Source organism: Kitasatospora sp. NBC_00039 (genome assembly GCF_045160625.1).
Lineage (GTDB): Bacteria > Actinomycetota > Actinomycetes > Streptomycetales > Streptomycetaceae > Kitasatospora.
On the sequence record NZ_CP108289.1, the window covers coordinates 733,803 to 749,347 of the forward strand.

Consider the following 15,545-nt stretch of genomic DNA (forward strand, 5'->3'; position numbering starts at 1 on the left):
GCCAGGCCGGCCGGCTGGTGGGCCGGCCGGCCGGCTGCGGTCGCCGGCTGGTGAACGGGCCTCCCCGGCGGGTCAGACCGGCTGGGGAGCGCTGTCCACGCCGCGTGTGACGGCGACCCAGTCGTCCAGCTCCTGGAGACGTGCGGTCAGCGCCTCCCGGAGGCCCTCCTCCGCCGCGCGTCCCAAGGCCAGGCGCAGCGGCGGCCGTGCGGCGTCGACGGCGGCCAGGACGGCCGCGGCGACTCGGGCGGGATCGATGAAGGCCTCGGGGGGAAGCCCGCCGAGCGAACTCTGGACGGTGCGTACGGTCGGGTCGTAGTCGGCGGTGGGTTCGGCGAAGACGAGGTGGGAGAGGAAGCCGGTCTTCAGGTAGCCCGGCTCGATCAGGGTGAGCTTGATGTCCAGCGGGGCGAGCTCGGCGGCCAGGGCGTCGGAGAGCCCTTCGAGCGCGTACTTGCTCGCCGAGAGCAGGCCGACGCCGGGGTGTGCGGACTGCCCGTAGAGCGAGGATCCCTGGATGACATGGCCCGAACGCTGCCCGCGCAGCACGGGCAGCGCCGCGCGGAGCACGTTCAGCGGGCCGAAGAGGTTGGTGTCGAAGACGGCTCTGGCCTGCGCGTCCGTCGCCTCCTCGACAGCCCCGAAGAGTCCGTAGCCGGCGATGTTGGCGACCACGTCGATGCGGCCGAAGGCGGCGAGGGTCTGCTCGACGGCGCGGTGGGCCGCGCCCTCGTCGCGGACGTCGAGTTCGAGCGCGACGGCCCGGCCGGGGTAGCGGTCGACGAGGTCGGCGACCGATTCCTTGCGGCGGGCGGTGGCCGCGACGTGCTCGCCGCGGTCGAGTGCGGCCAGCGCGAGTGCGCGGCCGAGGCCCTGGGAGGAGCCGGTGATGAACCAGGTGCGGGGCGTGTCCGTGGTGTTGCCGCTGTTCGTCATGGTTATGACCATAGGCAGTTAGCTACTAACTTACAAGCCCGGGTTCGCGCTGATGTCTATGAGTGTCAGAGGTGACGCCTCTCCCCCATCGGGTAGTGTGGGCCTCATGGCCATGGATGCGAGCGGGTCGATGCTCACCCCTTCGGCGGCGGCTGAGACCGTCCTCACCTTCGTCAACACCCGTGCGATCGACGGCAGTCGGGAGGAGCTCCGCGACGGTGCCGCCTTCTCCCGGTGGCTGCGACAGGAGGGTCTGATCGACTCCGCCGCGCTGGTCACGGACGCCGATGCCGCCGCCGCCCGTGAACTGAGGGACGCTCTGGTCCTGGTGCTGCTCGCGCACGCGGGCGAGCAGGACGAGCCGGGCCGGGCCGAAGCCGAGGAGTACCTGCGCCGGGGTGCGGAGCTGTACCCCCTGGCGCCTGTGATCACCGCCTCCGGCGTCCGGCTCACGCCCGTCCGGAGCGGGGTGCCGGGTGCGCTCGCCGGGATGCTCGCGGCAGCGTCCGACGTCGCTCTCCGCGGCTCCTGGATGCGCCTCAAGGCCTGCCGGAACCCACCGTGCCACCTCGGGTTCTACGACCGTACGCGCAACTCCTCCGCCGCCTACTGCAGCCCGAACCGCTGCGGAGCCCAGGTCGCCATGCGCTCCTACCGGAGTCGCAAGGCGACGGAGGCCGGCCAGTAGCCGGGTACCCACGGTGAGCCGTCCGGGTGGCGGGCCGTCAGGGCGAACGCCGCCTGATGCGACACCGGGAAGTCCTCAGCGGGCCGGTCGCCACATGGTGGTGACGACGTGGCCGGTGGCGGTGGTGAGCTCGTCGCGGGGGCTGAAGCCGAGGCTCCGGTAGCGGTCCAGGTTGGCGGGGTTGGACGACTCCAGGTAGGCGGGGGCGCCGAGCGCGTCGATCCGGGCCAGGCTCTCGGCGAGCAGCCCCATGCCGAGCCCCTTGCCGCGGTGGTCGTGATGGGTGCCGAGCAGGGTGAGGTAGAAGCAGGGCTCCTCGGGGGCGACCGCGTAGAGCTGGTCGTAGATCGCCAGGATCGCCCCGGCCGTCTCCGTGCCGGTGGTCCTGGTCAGCAGGCCTTCGAGGCCGCTCTCCTCCTCCTCGGTGAGCTCGCGCCCGCCCGGCGGGATCCAGACGGCGGCGGCCTCGACGCCCGGCGTCACCAGCAGCCAGGGGTAGCGCAGCGCCGAGGTCACGTAGAGCCGCCACATCGCGGCCGCCTGCTCGGCGCGCCGCTCGACGTCGGGGAAGGCCGGGCCCCAGAGCGGGTCGTGGAAGAACGCGCTGGTCAGCGTGGTGACGACGGCGTCGATGTCCGCGGAGGTGGCCGTCCGCACCGGGACGTGAGGGTAGGGGGAGGTCATCCGTTCACCCTAGGTCCTGGCCGGTCGACCGTGGCGGATCAGCGCGGATCGGCCGGACGGGACCTGGACGGCGGACCGGCCACGTGCTCGCGGAGCAGCCCGGCCAGTGCCTCGGCGTACGGGTTGGGGCGGCGGCGCCGGGCGAGCGCGACGCCGAAGTGACGGGCGGGGCGCGGGGGCTTCACCGGGACCACCCGGGTGCCGGGCTGTGCCGGTTCGAGGGCGACGTACGGGACGAGCGAGACCCCGACGCCGGCGGCGACCAGCGAGCGGGCGAAGAAGTAGTCGGTGGTGGAGCCGGCCACCCGGAGTTCGAAGCCGGCCAGTGCGGCGTGCCGGCGCAGGAAGTCCTCGGTCTTGAGGCAGCCCAGCACCCAGCGCTCCCCGGCGAGTTCGGCCAGGTCGACGGCGTCCCGGTCGGCCAGCGGGTGCCCGTCCGGCAGCACCACCGAGAGCGGGTCGTCCATCAGCGGCGTCCAGTCGAGGCCGGAGCGGTCACCGGGGAGGACGGGCAGCGGGCCGTCGAAGTGGTAGGCGAGGGCGAGGTCGGCGGTGCCCTCGCGGACCATCGGCAGGCTGTCCTCGGGTTCCCGTTCCAGGATGCGCAGTTCGGCCTCCGGGTGGTCGGCCGCGAACCGGGCCAGGACGGCGGGCAGCAGGTGCCGGCCGCCGCTGGTGAAGGTGGCGAGGGTGAGCCGGGGCCGGTCGGCGCCGAGCCGGCCGATCTGTTCGCGGGCGTTGCGCAGTTCGGCGTCGATCGCGCCGGCCGCCTCCACCAGCAGCCGCCCGGCCTCGGTGAGCCGCACCCCGCGGGTCGAACGCTCCACCACCGCCGTGCCCAGGCCCCGTTCGAGGGCGGCGATCTGCTGGGAGACGGCGGACGGGGTGAGCAGCAGCGCGCCTGCCGCCCGGTTGAAGCTGCCGTGCTCGGCTACCGCCTGGAGCATGCTCAGCCGTCGGACATCGATCATCGTGCTCCCCAGTCAACAGTTCTGCTGATGACGCTTTCAGCAGGTCGGCAGTTCTGCTGGGGACGATACGGCAGCAGAGTGGGGGCCATGCAAAACATCACGCGAACCCGACTGCACAGCGTCTGCGTCATCGGCGGCAGCCGGTACTTCGGTCTCCACCTGGTCACCCTGCTGCGGGAAGCCGGAACCCGCGTCACCGTCGTCAACCGCGGTGGCACCCCGCCGCCGCCCGGCGTCGACCACGTGGTCGCCGACCGGTCCGACGAGGCCGCACTGGCCGCCGCACTCGGCGACCGGACCTTCGACGGCGTGATCGACCAGGTGCTGTACACCCCGGCCCAGGCGGCGGTGGCCCGCCGGGTCTTCGCCGGCCGCACCGGCCGGTACGTGATGACCTCCACCATGGAGGTGTACGACCCGGCGACCTCGCCGCTGGTGCGCACCGTGCCGGGCGTGCCGGTGCCCGAGGAGGCCGTCGACCCCGCGAACTGGCCGGTGGACCTCGCGCTGCCATGGCACGATCCGGCGGCGCTCGCCCGGCACTTCGACGAGGCGACCGGCTACGCGGAGGGCAAGCGGCAGGCGGAGGCGGTGCTCGCCGGGGACCCTCCGTTCTCCTGGGCGAGCGTACGCAGCGCACACGTCCTGGGCGGCGGCGCGCGGGACTTCACCGGCCGGCTGGCCCACTACACCGAGCTGATCGCGGCCGGCCGGCCGGTCGCCGTGCACACGCAGCCGCAGCCGACCTCGTTCGTCCACCACGAGGAGATCGCCGCCGCCCTCGTGCAGGTGGCCGCCGGGGCGGCGGACGGCCCGGTCAACGCCGGTTCCGAGGGAGCGCTCGACGTGGTCGCCCTCAGCGAGCTGGTCGCCGAACGGCTGGGCACCACTGCCCGCTACCGGTTCACGGACGGCGCGGACGCCTCACCGTTCTCCTTCGACCGCTGGTACCCGATGGCGGGCCGGCGGGCAGCCGAGCTCGGCCTGCGCTTCTCACCGACGGCCCGGTGGCTGCCCGGCGCCGTCGCCGAGGCCGCCGAGGCGGCTCTCCCCGGAAAGGCGGCCTGACATGCGACAGCGGACCATCGGCGGCGTCACCGTCGGCGCGATCGGCCTCGGTGCGATGCCGCTCTCGGTCGAGGGACGCCCGGACGAGGACGCGGCCCTCGCCACCCTGCACGCCGCCCTCGACGCCGGCGTCACCGTGCTCGACACCGCCGACTCCTACCACTGGCACGCAGGCGAACTCGGCCACAACGAGCGGCTGGTGGCACGTGCGCTGGCCGCCCGGCCGGCCGCCGAGCGGGCGGCCGTGCTGGTCGCCACCAAGGGCGGCCGCGGCCGCCCAGGTGACGGCTCCTGGACGGTCGACGGACGGCCGGAGCACCTCCGGCGGGCCTGCGAGGGCTCGCTGCGGCGGCTCGGGGTGGAGGCGATCGGCCTCTACCAGTTGCACAAGCCCGACCCGCGGGTGCCGTGGGCCGAGTCGGTGGGCGCCCTGCGCGAGCTGCTGGACGCCGGGAAGATCCGCGCGGCCGGCCTCTCCAACGTGGACGAACAGCAGATCCTGACGGCCCGGGAGATCCTCGGCCCGGGCCTGGTCGCGGTGCAGAACCGGTTCTCCCCGGCCGTCCGCGCCGCCGAGCGGGAGCTGCGGCTCAGCGAACGCCTCGGCCTGGCCTTCCTGCCGTGGAGCCCGCTCGGCGGCCTGTCGCGCAGCGTGCTGGACGACCCCGACGACACCGCCGTCGAGCGCAGCGCCTTCCACCGGATCGCCGCCGTCCGCGGTGTCTCGCCCCAGCAGGTCGGCCTGGCCTGGCTGCTGGCCCGCTCCCCCGCCGTCGTCCCGATCCCGGGAGCCCGCCGCCCCGCCACCATCCGCGACTCCGCCGCGGCCGCCGATCTCGTCCTCGACCCGGCCGAACTCGCGGCCTTGGAGCAGCCGTTGAGCCCCGTCGGGGAGCCGGCGACCGGGTGAGCCGCCCGCCAGGACACGTCCGGGGCGGGCGGCACCGCGAGGGTCAGTCGTTCTCCTCGGCCCGGACGATCTCGTCGATCCGGCGTTGGAGGGCGTCGGCCTCGGCGCGGGCCTTGCGGGCGGCCTCGTGCTCGCCGAGCCGGTCCAGGGCGGCGGCCTTGCTCCGCAGGTCGGCGACCTCCTGCCGCATCTTCGGAAGGTCGTAGGTGACGGCGCCGCGGGTGGACGGGCCGGGGGAGGCGGACTGGCCCGCCTCGTCGGCCGGCTGGACGGCGCAGACCGCGCTGACGCCCCCCGCGCCGAACAGCGAGCCGCCGAGCAGCGTGTTCAGGACGCCCTGGCAGGCGGCGGACTCCTCGGGCGTCTTCGGCCCGTTGTCGGCTACGGCCGGCTGGGCGAGCAGGAGCGGGGCGGCGAGCAGCAGGACGGAACAGGCCGCGCGGGCGGCGGACTTCAGCGGCTTCGGGGTGTTCGGGGACACGACGGACCCTCCGGGTAGGCGATGGACGAGCCATCCCTACCGGAAGGGCGGTTCACGGCGGCGGACGCTCCGCCGTCCGTGGGCGTGTCAGCGGTCCGGCGGTGCCGTTCAGACCTCCTCGTCGGGGTAACCCCAGGTCACGGTGGCCTTCGCGGCCGCAGCGGCATCGCCGACGACGCGGGCCACGGCCTCCTCGAACATCGGCCGCCAGCGGTAGAACCGGGTGATGATCAGTGGATAGCTGCTCTCGCCCGTCAGGAAGAACTCACCCCTGTCCTCCACCCAGCCGATGGGCACCTCGTCCTCGATGCCCTCCTCCCGCAACAGGCCGACCAGGGCGTGCAGAACCCGCTCGGCCTCCTCACGGCTGCCGAGGTTGCCGATGCTCAGGTGAAGATCGATGTTGACTGACATGGTCCGCATCGTAGGCTCCCGGACCGACAGTCCGCCGGGCCGGGCGGCGGCACGGGCGGCAGGCCGACGGTGGGTCGGGCAAGCGGCGGGCCGGCCGTCGCCCAGGCGCGGTCAGTAGCCGCCGAAGCCGCCGTAGCTGTGCCCGCCCGTGAAGCCGCCGGTGCCGCCCATGCCGGTGCCGCCGAAGCTGGGACGGGGGCCGGAGCCCGGCGGACTCGGCCGCACCGGCTGCGGGCCGTCCTCCGTCACCGACCAGCTGTGCAGGGCCATCTCGCGCCACCACTGGGCGAAGACGACGGAGACGCCCCGCGCCAGGCACTCCTCCTCGACGGCGGCCCGGGCGGCTTCGTCCCACCGCAGGGCGATCCCGCCGGCCTCCTGGGCACGCGCCAACGCGTACAGGTCCTTCTCCAACTCCCTGGCCGTCAGCGGCTCCTGGGGTGGATCGACCCGGTCCGCGGCGATCGGCGGGAGGTCGGTCCGGAAGACCCGGACCCGGACTGCGACGTCGCCCTCGCCCGCCTCCTCGCCCACCTCGTACAACCACACCCGCCGGGCGGCCACCTCCACCAGGACGGCGCGGCGCTGCTGCGCCTCCCGTGCCCGGGCCCGCTCGGCCTCCTCCCGAGCCGCGCGCTGCTCCGCGAGGCGCCGGTCGATCTCCTCCCGGACCGGCCGGTAGGCCTCCCTCGCGCGCTGCACCTCCGTCAGGAACGCACGCTGGGCGGCCTCCGACCGTTCGACGGCCCGCTGCTTCCAGCCGGGCCAGTGACGCGGGGCGGGGACGATGCGCCAGGCCCCGGTGCCCTGCTCCAGGTCGAACGCCCCGCCACGGCCCCCGTGGGCGCGGTAGAGCTCCTCCAGCGCACGGGACACGGCGGCCAGGAAGATGCTCGCCGCCTCGCTCCACCGCTCGCGCTCGGCCTCGGAACAGGCCACCGCCTCGCCCCAGTTGTCCTTGATCCGGTAGACCTCGACCTGCTCCGGCAGCTCCACCGAGGCGACCGGCTCGAACGCTCCTCCACAGCGCTTCGTCGCATGGAGCCGCACGTTGTCCTGGTGGACCTTGACCTCGGTGACCGCCACAGCTCCGACCTCCCGCCAGCCGATTCGACCGTCACTCACCATAACGGCGCGACCACCGTCCGCGTCAGCCCCTGTCACCGGGTTTGTCCGACCTCGGCGATAGGGTCGGCCCGCAAACCACGACACGAGCACCCCGGGGGCAGCCATGACCGATTTCGACACCGCGGGGACGGCACTGCTGCTGCACCGGCTGGCGGAGGCCTCCTCCGGACTGGTCTCCCTCGACCCGGGGATCAGCGACGCGCAGATGGACGCCTGGCCCGTCCCGGTGCCCGAGGAGATCCGGGTGCTGCTCCGGTCGGTCGGGGGCGTGCGGTTCACCGTCACGCGCTCCGCGGTGAACGGCCACACCTCCCACGAGCACATCGACTTCGCACACCCGTACAACGAGGGGCGCTACCACGGTTCCGACATGAGCTGGTACGTGGACCACGCAGGCGGCGCCGGGAGCCACTGGTTCGTCCACACCGACCACGGTGACGGCCACGTCTACGTCGACGTGGACGGTGACACGGGGGCGTGGGGGCCGCTCTTCCGGTTCTGGGACGCCACCGACACCGCCCGCGTCGCACCGTCCCTGCCGGCCTGGCTCCACCAGGTCGCCGACTGCGCGTTCCGGGCCCTCGCCGAGGCCGGAGCCGAGACCGCGGCGGGAGCCGAAGCACGAGCCGGAGCCACAGCAGGAGCCGAAGCCGGGGGCGGCATCGAGACCGGGCCGGACGGCGTCGCCACCCCCGCCGCCACCCGGGCCTTCGGCAACCGCCTCGCCGAGCACTGGCTGGCCCTGGACGACCGCCCCCCGACGGTGGGCACCGTCACCGTGCCCGAGGCCCGGGCCGCCGCCGACCCCGTCCTCCGGGAGGCCGCCGCCGGCCTGCCCGGGGACGCCCTGCTCGCCGACCTGCGGGCGGTCACCGGCCCCGCCCGCGTCGACTTCGGGCTTCCCGTCACCTGCCGCTACGCCCGCCGGGCCGGCGGCACCGTCCTGGCCGCCACCCCGTGGGACGGGGAGTAGACCCGGGGCCGTGGGGTCATCCCTCGCCGCAGGTCGCCCCCGGCGAGGCCAGGACCTTCGCCGCGCACGCGTGCCCGCGGCCGGCGGCCGCCCGCAGGTCGCCGTCGGCGAGGTAGCCGGCCAGGAAGCCGGCGGCGAACGCGTCGCCGGCGCCGGTGAGGTCGCGGACCTCTCCGACCGGCGGGACGGGCACGGTGAACGGCGCCTGCCCGGGGGCGTCCACCACGGTCGCCTCCGCACCGGACTTGGTGACGACGGTGGTGGCCGCCAGCCGCGCGCGCTCGGGGCCGGGGCAGCCATCGGCCAGCAGGCCGAGGAAGGCGGACTCCTCCCGGTTGGCGAACAGCAGGGTGGGTGCCAGCTCGGTGGCGAGGGCAAGGAACCGCTCGCGGCCGAACTGGCCGAGCATGCCGGTCGAGGAAGCGTCGAGCGAGGTGGTGCAGCCCGCACGGCGGGCCCGCCGGAGGGCGTCGACGGCGGCGGTGCCGACCGGTTCCCCGTCGAAGGAGTAGGCGGGCACGTGCAGGTGGGTCAGGCCGTCCAGCCAGGTGTCCGGGACGGTGTCGAGCAGCGTGGCCGCGCCCCGGTCGGGGAGCATGGTCCGCTCGCCGGCCTGGTCGATCAGGACGACGATGGAGCCGGTCCGGCCCTTCCGTGTGACCCTCACATCGACGCCGTGGCCGGTGAGTTCGGCGACGAGGCCGTCCCCGGCCGGGTCGTCGCCGACGCAGCCGAGGAAGCGCACGGGGCACTGGCCGGCGGCGAAGCTCGCGACGTTGGCCGCGCTGCCGCCGCGCCGCCGGAAGACCTTGGCGCTGGTGTCGGTGCCGTGCCGGAGCGGGCCGTCGACCCAGACGACGATGTCTTCGACGAGGTCGCCGAGTACTCCGAGCATGCGCCTACGCCTCGTTCCGCAGGGCGGCGAGCGCGGTGGCGATCTGCCCGCCGAGCCGCACGTTGCCCCGGTAGACCTCGACGTTGACGTCCAGGCTGCGGCCCTGGGTGTCGCGCTGGATGAAGTCGAGCAGGAACGGCGTCGAGGCGTTGCCGGTGACGCCCTGGCGCTCGGCCTCCGCCCAGGCGCGGGCCAGCAGGGCGTCGAGCTCCTGCGGCGGCAGCTGCTTGGCGGGGTCGACGGGGTTGGCGATCAGTACGGCCTGGGTCAGTTCGAGGCCGTCCCGGGCGGCGATCACCCGGGCCGCCTCCTCGGGCGAGTCGACGCGGTAGTTGATCCGGTGGCCCGAGTCGGTGACGTAGAAGCCGGGGTACTGGCGGGTCCGGTAGCCGACGACGGGGATGTTGAGGGTCTCGAACCGCTCCAGGGTCGCCCAGATGTCGAGGATCGACTTCACGCCCGCGCTGATCACGGTGACGGGCGTGACGGCCAGCGTCGTCATGTCGGCCGACTCGTCGAAGCTCTCGGACGCCCCGAAGTGGACACCGCCGAGGCCGCCGGTGGAGAAGACCGCGATGCCTGCGCGGTGGGCGAGGAAGGCGGTGGCGGCGACGGTCGTCCCGCCGTGCCGGCCGAGCGCCGCGACCACCGGCAGGTCGCGCAGGCTCGCCTTGTCGAGGTCGTCCGCCTCGGACAGCTCCTTGATCTGGTCCACTCCGAGCCCGACCGTGGGCACCCCTGCGTAGACGCCGATCGTGGCCGGGACGACCCCGGCGGCCCGCAGCTGTTCCTCCGCCTCCAGCGCGACCTCCAGGTTGCGCGGCCGGGGCAGTCCGTGCGTGAAGATGGTCGATTCCAGCGCGACGACGGGGGCACCGGCGGCAACGGCCCGGGCGACGTCGTCGGAGATACGGATGGGCAGTCCGGTCATGGCACGAGCTCTCTCTGCGATGCCACCACGGTGTGGCAACTCGGGCTCAGCCTAGAGAGCGTACGCATCGGCATCCAGAATGAGTCCTGGGCCTTCCCATAGGCTTCAGCCTATGGGTTTCACCTTGCGTCAGCTCGAAGTCTTCCTCGCGGTGGCCGGCACGCTGCACTTCGGCCGTGCCGCCGAGCGCCTGCACATCTCCCAGCCGACGGTCAGCCAGGAGGTGGCCCGGCTGGAGCGGACGGTGGGCGTGGAGCTGTTCGACCGCAGCCGGCGGGCGGTGCGGCTGACCCCGGCCGGCGAGGTGATGGCCACGGAGTCGGCCCGGCTGCTCGAACAGGCCGGCTCGCTGCTCGCCCGGGTGCGGCTGCACGAGGAGTCACGGAGGGGGACGGCCCGGATCGTCGCCTCCCCCAGCGTCATGAACCGGCTGCTGCCCGCCGTGGTCAGCCGCGCCGAGCAGGAGCTGCCGGCGCTGGAGCCGGCGGAGCTGGCCGTGGACACCGGTCACGTCTCGGCGACGCTCGCCTCCGAGCTCGCCGACATCGGCCTCGGCCGCTTCCTGGAGGAGGTGCCCGGCTACCGGCGGGAGAAGCTCGCCGACGAGCCGGTGCAGGTGGCGCTCAGCCGCCGCCACCCGCTCGCCCGGCGGGGCGCCGTCCACCTGCGCGAGCTGCGCGACCTGCCGCTGCTGCTCTGGTCCCGGGAACAGCACCCGCGGTACTACGACCATGTGCTCGGCCTCTGCTCGGCGCGCGGCGTCGAACCGCCGGTGCTGGTCAGCCCGCCGCGGATCGTCGGCTCGCGGCTCTACCTGCTCGCGCACAACCGCGCGTTCTCGCTCGTCCCCGCCTCGATGACGGGCCATCTGACCGAGGACGTGGTCACCGTCCGGCTCGCCGACCGGGCCACCCTGCCGCTGGAGATGCAGTGGCGGCTGGACGACGAGCGGCCCCGGCTCGCCGCCCTGCGCGAGCTGATCCGGCAGGAGGCGGCCGTGCTCGGGGCCGGCTGAGCGACCGGCCGGAGCGGCGTGGGAAAGCCCGGTGGCGCCCTCGCCGCCGTCGCCCAGGACCCCGACGGCGAAAGGGCGTTGCCGATCGGCCCACGACTCCGGGGCGCCGTCCGGCTCCGGTCGGCGGCACGCGCCCGAGCGGCTCCTGCGGGGCTTGACGTGAAGTCCGCTTCACCTTCTACGGTCGTCCTCGTCCGGCTACCACCCGATGCCCGAACGGAGCGCAGCAGTCATGGTGTTCACCCCCGAGGAGCGCGCCTACCTCACCACCCAGCGGATCGGCCGGCTGGCCACCTCCGGCCCGCAGGGCGCGCCGCAGACCCGGCCGGTGGGCTTCCGGCTCAACGAGGACGGGACGATCGACATCGGCGGGCCGGGGATGACGGCCAGCCAGAAGTACCGCAACGCGGTGCGTGATCCACGGGTCTCCTTCCTCGTCGACGACCTCACACCGGCCGACGACCCCGACGCGCCGGCGCCGGGCTGGGGCCGCGGTGTGGAGATCCGTGGCCGGGCCGAGCCCCTGACCGTCGACGTCCCGCCGGTGGACCCGTCCTTCTTCGACCACGAGATCCTGCGGGTGCACCCCGAACGCGTCATCAGCTGGAACGTGGCCGTCAGGGGCAGCGCGGGCCGCGACGTGAAGGGCTGAGCCCAACGGCGCCGGGCCGCCGCACGCCGAGGCGTGCGGCGGCCCGGGACCGTTCGGGGCGGTCGGGTGTCAGGCCTTGCAGGTGCCGGTGCTCCAGTCGACGGTTGCGGTGGCCTGCGAGTACTTCCACTCCGGCGCCAGCAGGTCGCGGTCGAGCTGGGCGGCGGCCGTCTTGTCCTCGACCACGTAGCCGAAGTCCTGCAGCCAGGCGGGGTAGAGGTTCTTCGACCCGATGTAGAAGGCCGAGCCGTCGACCGCGACCAGCTTGTGGTGCAGCGCGTACGGGTGGCCGTCCGCCCAGGTGGCGGCGGGGGCCGCGCGGAAGGTGGCGAGCTGGAGGTTGCTGCAGAGCGCGGCGCCGGCCTTGGCCTGGTCGCCGGTGAGGGCGGTCAGCCGGGCCTTGAGGACGTCGCTGATCTCGGCGAGGGACTTGATCTGCGAGTAGCCGCCGCTGCCGACGGCGCCGCGGTTGGCCGGGTCGCTGACGACGATCCGCACCTTGACGCCGGCGGCGAGCTTGGCGGCCAGCGCCTCGTACAGCCGGGAGTCGTAGCGGGGCAGGGGCGGGCAGGTGCCGTTCATGTCCTGCTGGGAGATCTCGATGTGGCTGGTGGCGCTGGAGACGAGCGCGCGCAGCGCGTTCTCCTCGGGGTTGACCGTCTCGTAGTCCCGGTCGGCGTTGGTGTTGTCGTGCAGGACGAGCGGGCCGCACTTGGTGTCGGAGACGGCGGGGACGGGGCCGGGCCGGTAGGCGGAGGCCGGGTCGTTGGCCTTGATGCCGACGCCGAGGCCGCCGACGGCGATCACCGGGACGGTACCGGTGGCGGCCGGGGCGGGGTTGAGGTCCCGCTCCATCGAGGGGCTGCAGGCGCCGCCGTTGGAGGAGGCGAACCAGGCGTTGTCGAACACGCCGGTCCGGCCGCAGGTCCACTCCCAGAGCGTGTCGAGGTAGCTCGCGGCCGAGCCGGCGGCGGGCCCGGTCAGCGCGAGGTCGACGTCGGAGACGGGGTGGGCGGTGTCGAGGTAGTCGTCCTTCCAGCCGTTGATGCCACCGGCGACGACACTGCGGCCGTCGACCACCAGCAGCTTCGAGTGGTTCCAGGAGAACGCGGTGCGGGAGGTGGTCATCGACGCCACGTTGAGGGTGACCGAGCCGGCGGCCGGGCCCAGCTTGGCGATCAGCTCGTCCCGGTAGCGGGAGGGCAGCACGTTGGCGTTGTAGACCGGCGCGGCGCCGACCATGATGCGCACCTGGAGGCGGTGGCCGGCCGCCACCGAGGCCTTGAGGCCCTCGACCAGGGCGTCCTGGAAGCCGCCGTTGGGGAACGGCGCGAGGGTGGAGACGTCGACCGTCCGGGTGGCGGCGGCGACGTCCGCCTTCATCCGGGCGAGCAGCGCGCGGGTGCCCGGGCGGTCGGCGCAGGCGGCGTCGCCCCAGCAGCCCGGCGTCTGGAGCAGCCAGCCGGCCGGGTCGTCGGCGGAGGCGTTCAGGCTGTTGCCCTCGGTGCGCTGCCAGACGGTGCCCGCCAGGCCGGGCGCCACCTCGCGCAGGGCGCGCTCGACCGCGTCGAGGTGGGTGGTGCCGCCCTCGCCGGCGGTGGTGGTGCCGGCCGCGGACTCCGCGTGGGCGGGCAGGGGCGAGGCGACGGCGAGCACGGTGGTGGCTGCGGCGGCGGCCAGGGCCGACCGCACGAGGCGGCCGGACCGGCGGGACCAAGGGAGGTGCACGTGTGGTTCCTTCAGGAAGTGACGGGTGGTTCACCCGTGAGACGACCTGAGATTACCGAAAAGTAACTTGTTCTCTAAACTGCGCATGACAATCAGTCACCGGGCCGGAATCACACCCGTCGATCGGCCCCCGCCGATCGGCACGCCCACCGGCCACGGCCGCGGTGACCGCGGCGAACCCACCGACGGCCGGCGGTGGGCGCGCCCGGGCGTGATCGGCCCCGGGCGGGGCCGCAGGGACCGGGCCGGTCGGCCCCTGCGGCCCCGCCGGCTCAGCCGGCCAGGACCTCGCCGACCAGCTCGCGGGCCTCGGCCTGGACGCGGGCCAGGTGCTCGTCGCCCCGGAAGGACTCGGCGTAGATCTTGTAGACGTCCTCGGTGCCCGACGGCCGGGCGGCGAACCAGGCGTTCTCGGTGCAGACCTTGATGCCGCCGATGGCCGCACCGTTGCCGGGCGCCTCGGTGAGGACGGCCGTGATCGGCTCCCCGGCCAGCTCGCCGGCCTTGACCTGCTCCGGCGAGAGGCGGCCCAGCAGCGCCTTCTGCTCCCGGTCGGCCGGCGCGTCCACGCGGGCGTAGGAGGGAGCGCCGTGGCGGTCGGTGAGGTCGCGGTAGTACTCGCTGGGCGTGCGGCCGGTCACCGCGGTGATCTCGGAGGCCAGCAGGGCGAGCAGGATGCCGTCCTTGTCCGTCGTCCAGACCCCGCCGTCGCGGCGCAGGAAGGACGCCCCGGCCGACTCCTCGCCGCCGAACGCGATCGAGCCCTCCAGCAGCCCGTCGACGAACCACTTGAAGCCGACCGGCACCTCGATCAGCTCGCGCTTGAGGTCGGCCGCGACCCGGTCCAGCATCGAGGAGGAGACCAGCGTCTTGCCCACCGCCGCGTCGGCCGGCCAGTCGGCGCGGTGCCGGTAGAGGTAGTCGACCGCCACCGCCAGGTAGTGGTTGGGGTTCATCAGGCCGTCCGGGGTGACGATGCCGTGCCGGTCGGCGTCGGCGTCGTTGCCGGTGGCGATCGCGTACTCGCCCCGGCGGCCGATCAGCGAGGCCATGGCGGCGGGCGAGGAGCAGTCCATCCGGATCTTGCCGTCCCAGTCCAGCGTCATGAAGCGCCAGGTCGGGTCGGTGACCGGGTTCACGACGGTCAGGTCGAGACGGTGCACCTCGGCGATCCGCCCCCAGTAGGCGACGGACGCCCCGCCCAGCGGGTCCGCGCCGATCCGCAGGCCGGACGCCCGGATCGCGTCCAGGTCCAGGACGGACACCAGGTCCTCGGTGTAGGCGGTGAGGAAGTCGTGCCGGCCCGTGGTCGCGGCGGTCAGCGCGCGGGCGTACGGGACCCGCTTGACGCCGCGCAGGCCGTCCCGGATCAGCGCGTTGGCCCGGTCCTGGATCCAGCCGGTGGCATCGGAACCGGCCGGGCCGCCGCTCGGCGGGTTGTACTTGAAGCCGCCGTCGCGCGGCGGGTTGTGCGAGGGCGTGACCACGATGCCGTCGGCGAGCGCCTGCGGGTGGCGGCGGTTGTGCGCCAGGATCGCGTGCGAGACGGCCGGGGTGGGCGTGTAGCCGTCGGCGCTGTCCAGCAGGACGGTGACGCCGTTGGCCGCCAGCACCTCGACGGCGGTGACCTTGGCCGGCTCGGAGAGCGCATGGGTGTCCGCGCCCAGGAACAGCGGGCCGGTGATGCCCTGACCGGTTCGGTACTCGCAGATCGCCTGGGTGGTGGCGGCGATGTGGTCGTCGTTGAAGGCCGCGTCGAGCGAGGAGCCGCGGTGGCCCGAGGTCCCGAAGGCCACGCGCTGGCCCGGCTCCTCCGGGTCCGGGTGCAGCGCGTAGTACGCCGTCACCAGCCGCGCCACGTCCACCAGGTCGTCCGGCTGCGCAAGCTGACCGGCCCGTGCGTGTGCCATACGTGTCTCCCACCAGTCCCTGTCCGTACGCCGGCCCCGCCGGCCCGGCGCTTCCATGCCCTGTGCTCACCGATCGTAACCAGAACACGACCGGTGGCCGTACCGGGCGGGCGCCGGGTACGGCTCACAGGGGTGGCCAGGGGGCCGGCGATCGAAACTCA

At 74.1% G+C, this 15,545-nt stretch carries 16 protein-coding genes; 6 read left to right on the forward strand and 10 right to left on the reverse strand.

The window, feature by feature from the left end; all coding sequences use genetic code 11:
* Nucleotides 1–72: 72 nt before the first annotated feature.
* A complete protein-coding gene (locus OG286_RS03620; RefSeq protein ID WP_396322375.1) occupies nt 73–936 on the reverse strand; it encodes an SDR family NAD(P)-dependent oxidoreductase in 864 nt (287 codons plus the stop codon).
* Nucleotides 937–1,042: 106 nt separating this feature from the next.
* Between OG286_RS03620 and OG286_RS03625 the strand changes: the two genes are divergently transcribed.
* Nucleotides 1,043–1,624 (forward strand): CGNR zinc finger domain-containing protein, encoded by a 582-nt coding sequence (locus OG286_RS03625; protein WP_396322374.1) that lies wholly within the window; start codon nt 1,043–1,045, stop codon nt 1,622–1,624.
* A gap of 75 nt (nt 1,625–1,699) precedes the next feature.
* Here OG286_RS03625 and OG286_RS03630 read toward each other — a convergent pair whose 3' ends face one another.
* Both OG286_RS03630 and OG286_RS03635 read right to left on the reverse strand, forming a co-directional pair.
* A complete protein-coding gene (locus OG286_RS03630) occupies nt 1,700–2,308 on the reverse strand; it encodes a GNAT family N-acetyltransferase (RefSeq protein ID WP_396322373.1) in 609 nt (202 codons plus the stop codon).
* A gap of 38 nt (nt 2,309–2,346) precedes the next feature.
* Entirely contained in the window at nt 2,347–3,279 is a 933-nt protein-coding gene (locus tag OG286_RS03635) for a LysR family transcriptional regulator (protein ID WP_405363174.1), read from the reverse strand.
* A gap of 87 nt (nt 3,280–3,366) precedes the next feature.
* Between OG286_RS03635 and OG286_RS03640 the strand changes: the two genes are divergently transcribed.
* Both OG286_RS03640 and OG286_RS03645 read left to right on the forward strand, forming a co-directional pair.
* Nucleotides 3,367–4,347, forward strand: coding sequence for an NAD-dependent epimerase/dehydratase family protein (locus OG286_RS03640; protein ID WP_405363172.1), 981 nt, complete (start codon nt 3,367–3,369; stop codon nt 4,345–4,347).
* A 1-nt stretch (nt 4,348) separates the two neighbouring features.
* Nucleotides 4,349–5,257 (forward strand): aldo/keto reductase, encoded by a 909-nt coding sequence (locus tag OG286_RS03645; protein WP_405363170.1) that lies wholly within the window; start codon nt 4,349–4,351, stop codon nt 5,255–5,257.
* 43 nt (nt 5,258–5,300) lie between these two features.
* Here OG286_RS03645 and OG286_RS03650 read toward each other — a convergent pair whose 3' ends face one another.
* The 3 genes from OG286_RS03650 to OG286_RS03660 all read right to left on the reverse strand — a co-directional run bounded on the left by OG286_RS03650 (nt 5,301) and on the right by OG286_RS03660 (nt 7,238).
* Entirely contained in the window at nt 5,301–5,738 is a 438-nt protein-coding gene (locus OG286_RS03650; RefSeq protein WP_405363168.1) for a hypothetical protein, read from the reverse strand.
* Between the two features lie 108 nt (nt 5,739–5,846).
* Entirely contained in the window at nt 5,847–6,152 is a 306-nt protein-coding gene (locus tag OG286_RS03655) for a hypothetical protein (RefSeq protein WP_405363166.1), read from the reverse strand.
* Between the two features lie 111 nt (nt 6,153–6,263).
* Nucleotides 6,264–7,238 carry a hypothetical protein gene (locus OG286_RS03660; RefSeq protein WP_405363164.1) on the reverse strand — a complete coding sequence of 325 codons (975 nt, stop codon included), beginning with the start codon at nt 7,236–7,238 and terminating at the stop codon, nt 6,264–6,266.
* Between the two features lie 145 nt (nt 7,239–7,383).
* Here OG286_RS03660 and OG286_RS03665 point away from each other — a divergent pair, with 145 nt between their 5' ends.
* A complete protein-coding gene (locus OG286_RS03665) occupies nt 7,384–8,253 on the forward strand; it encodes a hypothetical protein (protein ID WP_405363162.1) in 870 nt (289 codons plus the stop codon).
* A 16-nt stretch (nt 8,254–8,269) separates the two neighbouring features.
* Here OG286_RS03665 and OG286_RS03670 read toward each other — a convergent pair whose 3' ends face one another.
* Together OG286_RS03670 and OG286_RS03675 are read right to left on the reverse strand one after the other, a co-directional pair.
* Nucleotides 8,270–9,148 (reverse strand): carbohydrate kinase family protein, encoded by an 879-nt coding sequence (locus OG286_RS03670; RefSeq protein WP_405363160.1) that lies wholly within the window; start codon nt 9,146–9,148, stop codon nt 8,270–8,272.
* 4 nt (nt 9,149–9,152) lie between these two features.
* Nucleotides 9,153–10,079 carry a pseudouridine-5'-phosphate glycosidase gene (locus OG286_RS03675; protein ID WP_405364727.1) on the reverse strand — a complete coding sequence of 309 codons (927 nt, stop codon included), beginning with the start codon at nt 10,077–10,079 and terminating at the stop codon, nt 9,153–9,155.
* A 112-nt stretch (nt 10,080–10,191) separates the two neighbouring features.
* Between OG286_RS03675 and OG286_RS03680 the strand changes: the two genes are divergently transcribed.
* Both OG286_RS03680 and OG286_RS03685 read left to right on the forward strand, forming a co-directional pair.
* Nucleotides 10,192–11,094, forward strand: coding sequence for a LysR substrate-binding domain-containing protein (locus OG286_RS03680; RefSeq protein ID WP_396322367.1), 903 nt, complete (start codon nt 10,192–10,194; stop codon nt 11,092–11,094).
* A gap of 232 nt (nt 11,095–11,326) precedes the next feature.
* Nucleotides 11,327–11,746: a PPOX class F420-dependent oxidoreductase gene (locus OG286_RS03685; RefSeq protein ID WP_396322366.1), complete on the forward strand. Its 420-nt coding sequence runs from the start codon at nt 11,327–11,329 to the stop codon at nt 11,744–11,746.
* 69 nt (nt 11,747–11,815) lie between these two features.
* Here the strand turns inward: OG286_RS03685 and OG286_RS03690 are convergent, their stop codons facing one another.
* Together OG286_RS03690 and pgm are read right to left on the reverse strand one after the other, a co-directional pair.
* Nucleotides 11,816–13,474: a phospholipase D-like domain-containing protein gene (locus OG286_RS03690; protein WP_405363157.1), complete on the reverse strand. Its 1,659-nt coding sequence runs from the start codon at nt 13,472–13,474 to the stop codon at nt 11,816–11,818.
* Between the two features lie 272 nt (nt 13,475–13,746).
* Nucleotides 13,747–15,384: a phosphoglucomutase (alpha-D-glucose-1,6-bisphosphate-dependent) gene (gene pgm / locus OG286_RS03695; RefSeq protein ID WP_396322364.1), complete on the reverse strand. Its 1,638-nt coding sequence runs from the start codon at nt 15,382–15,384 to the stop codon at nt 13,747–13,749.
* Nucleotides 15,385–15,545: the final 161 nt, after the last annotated feature.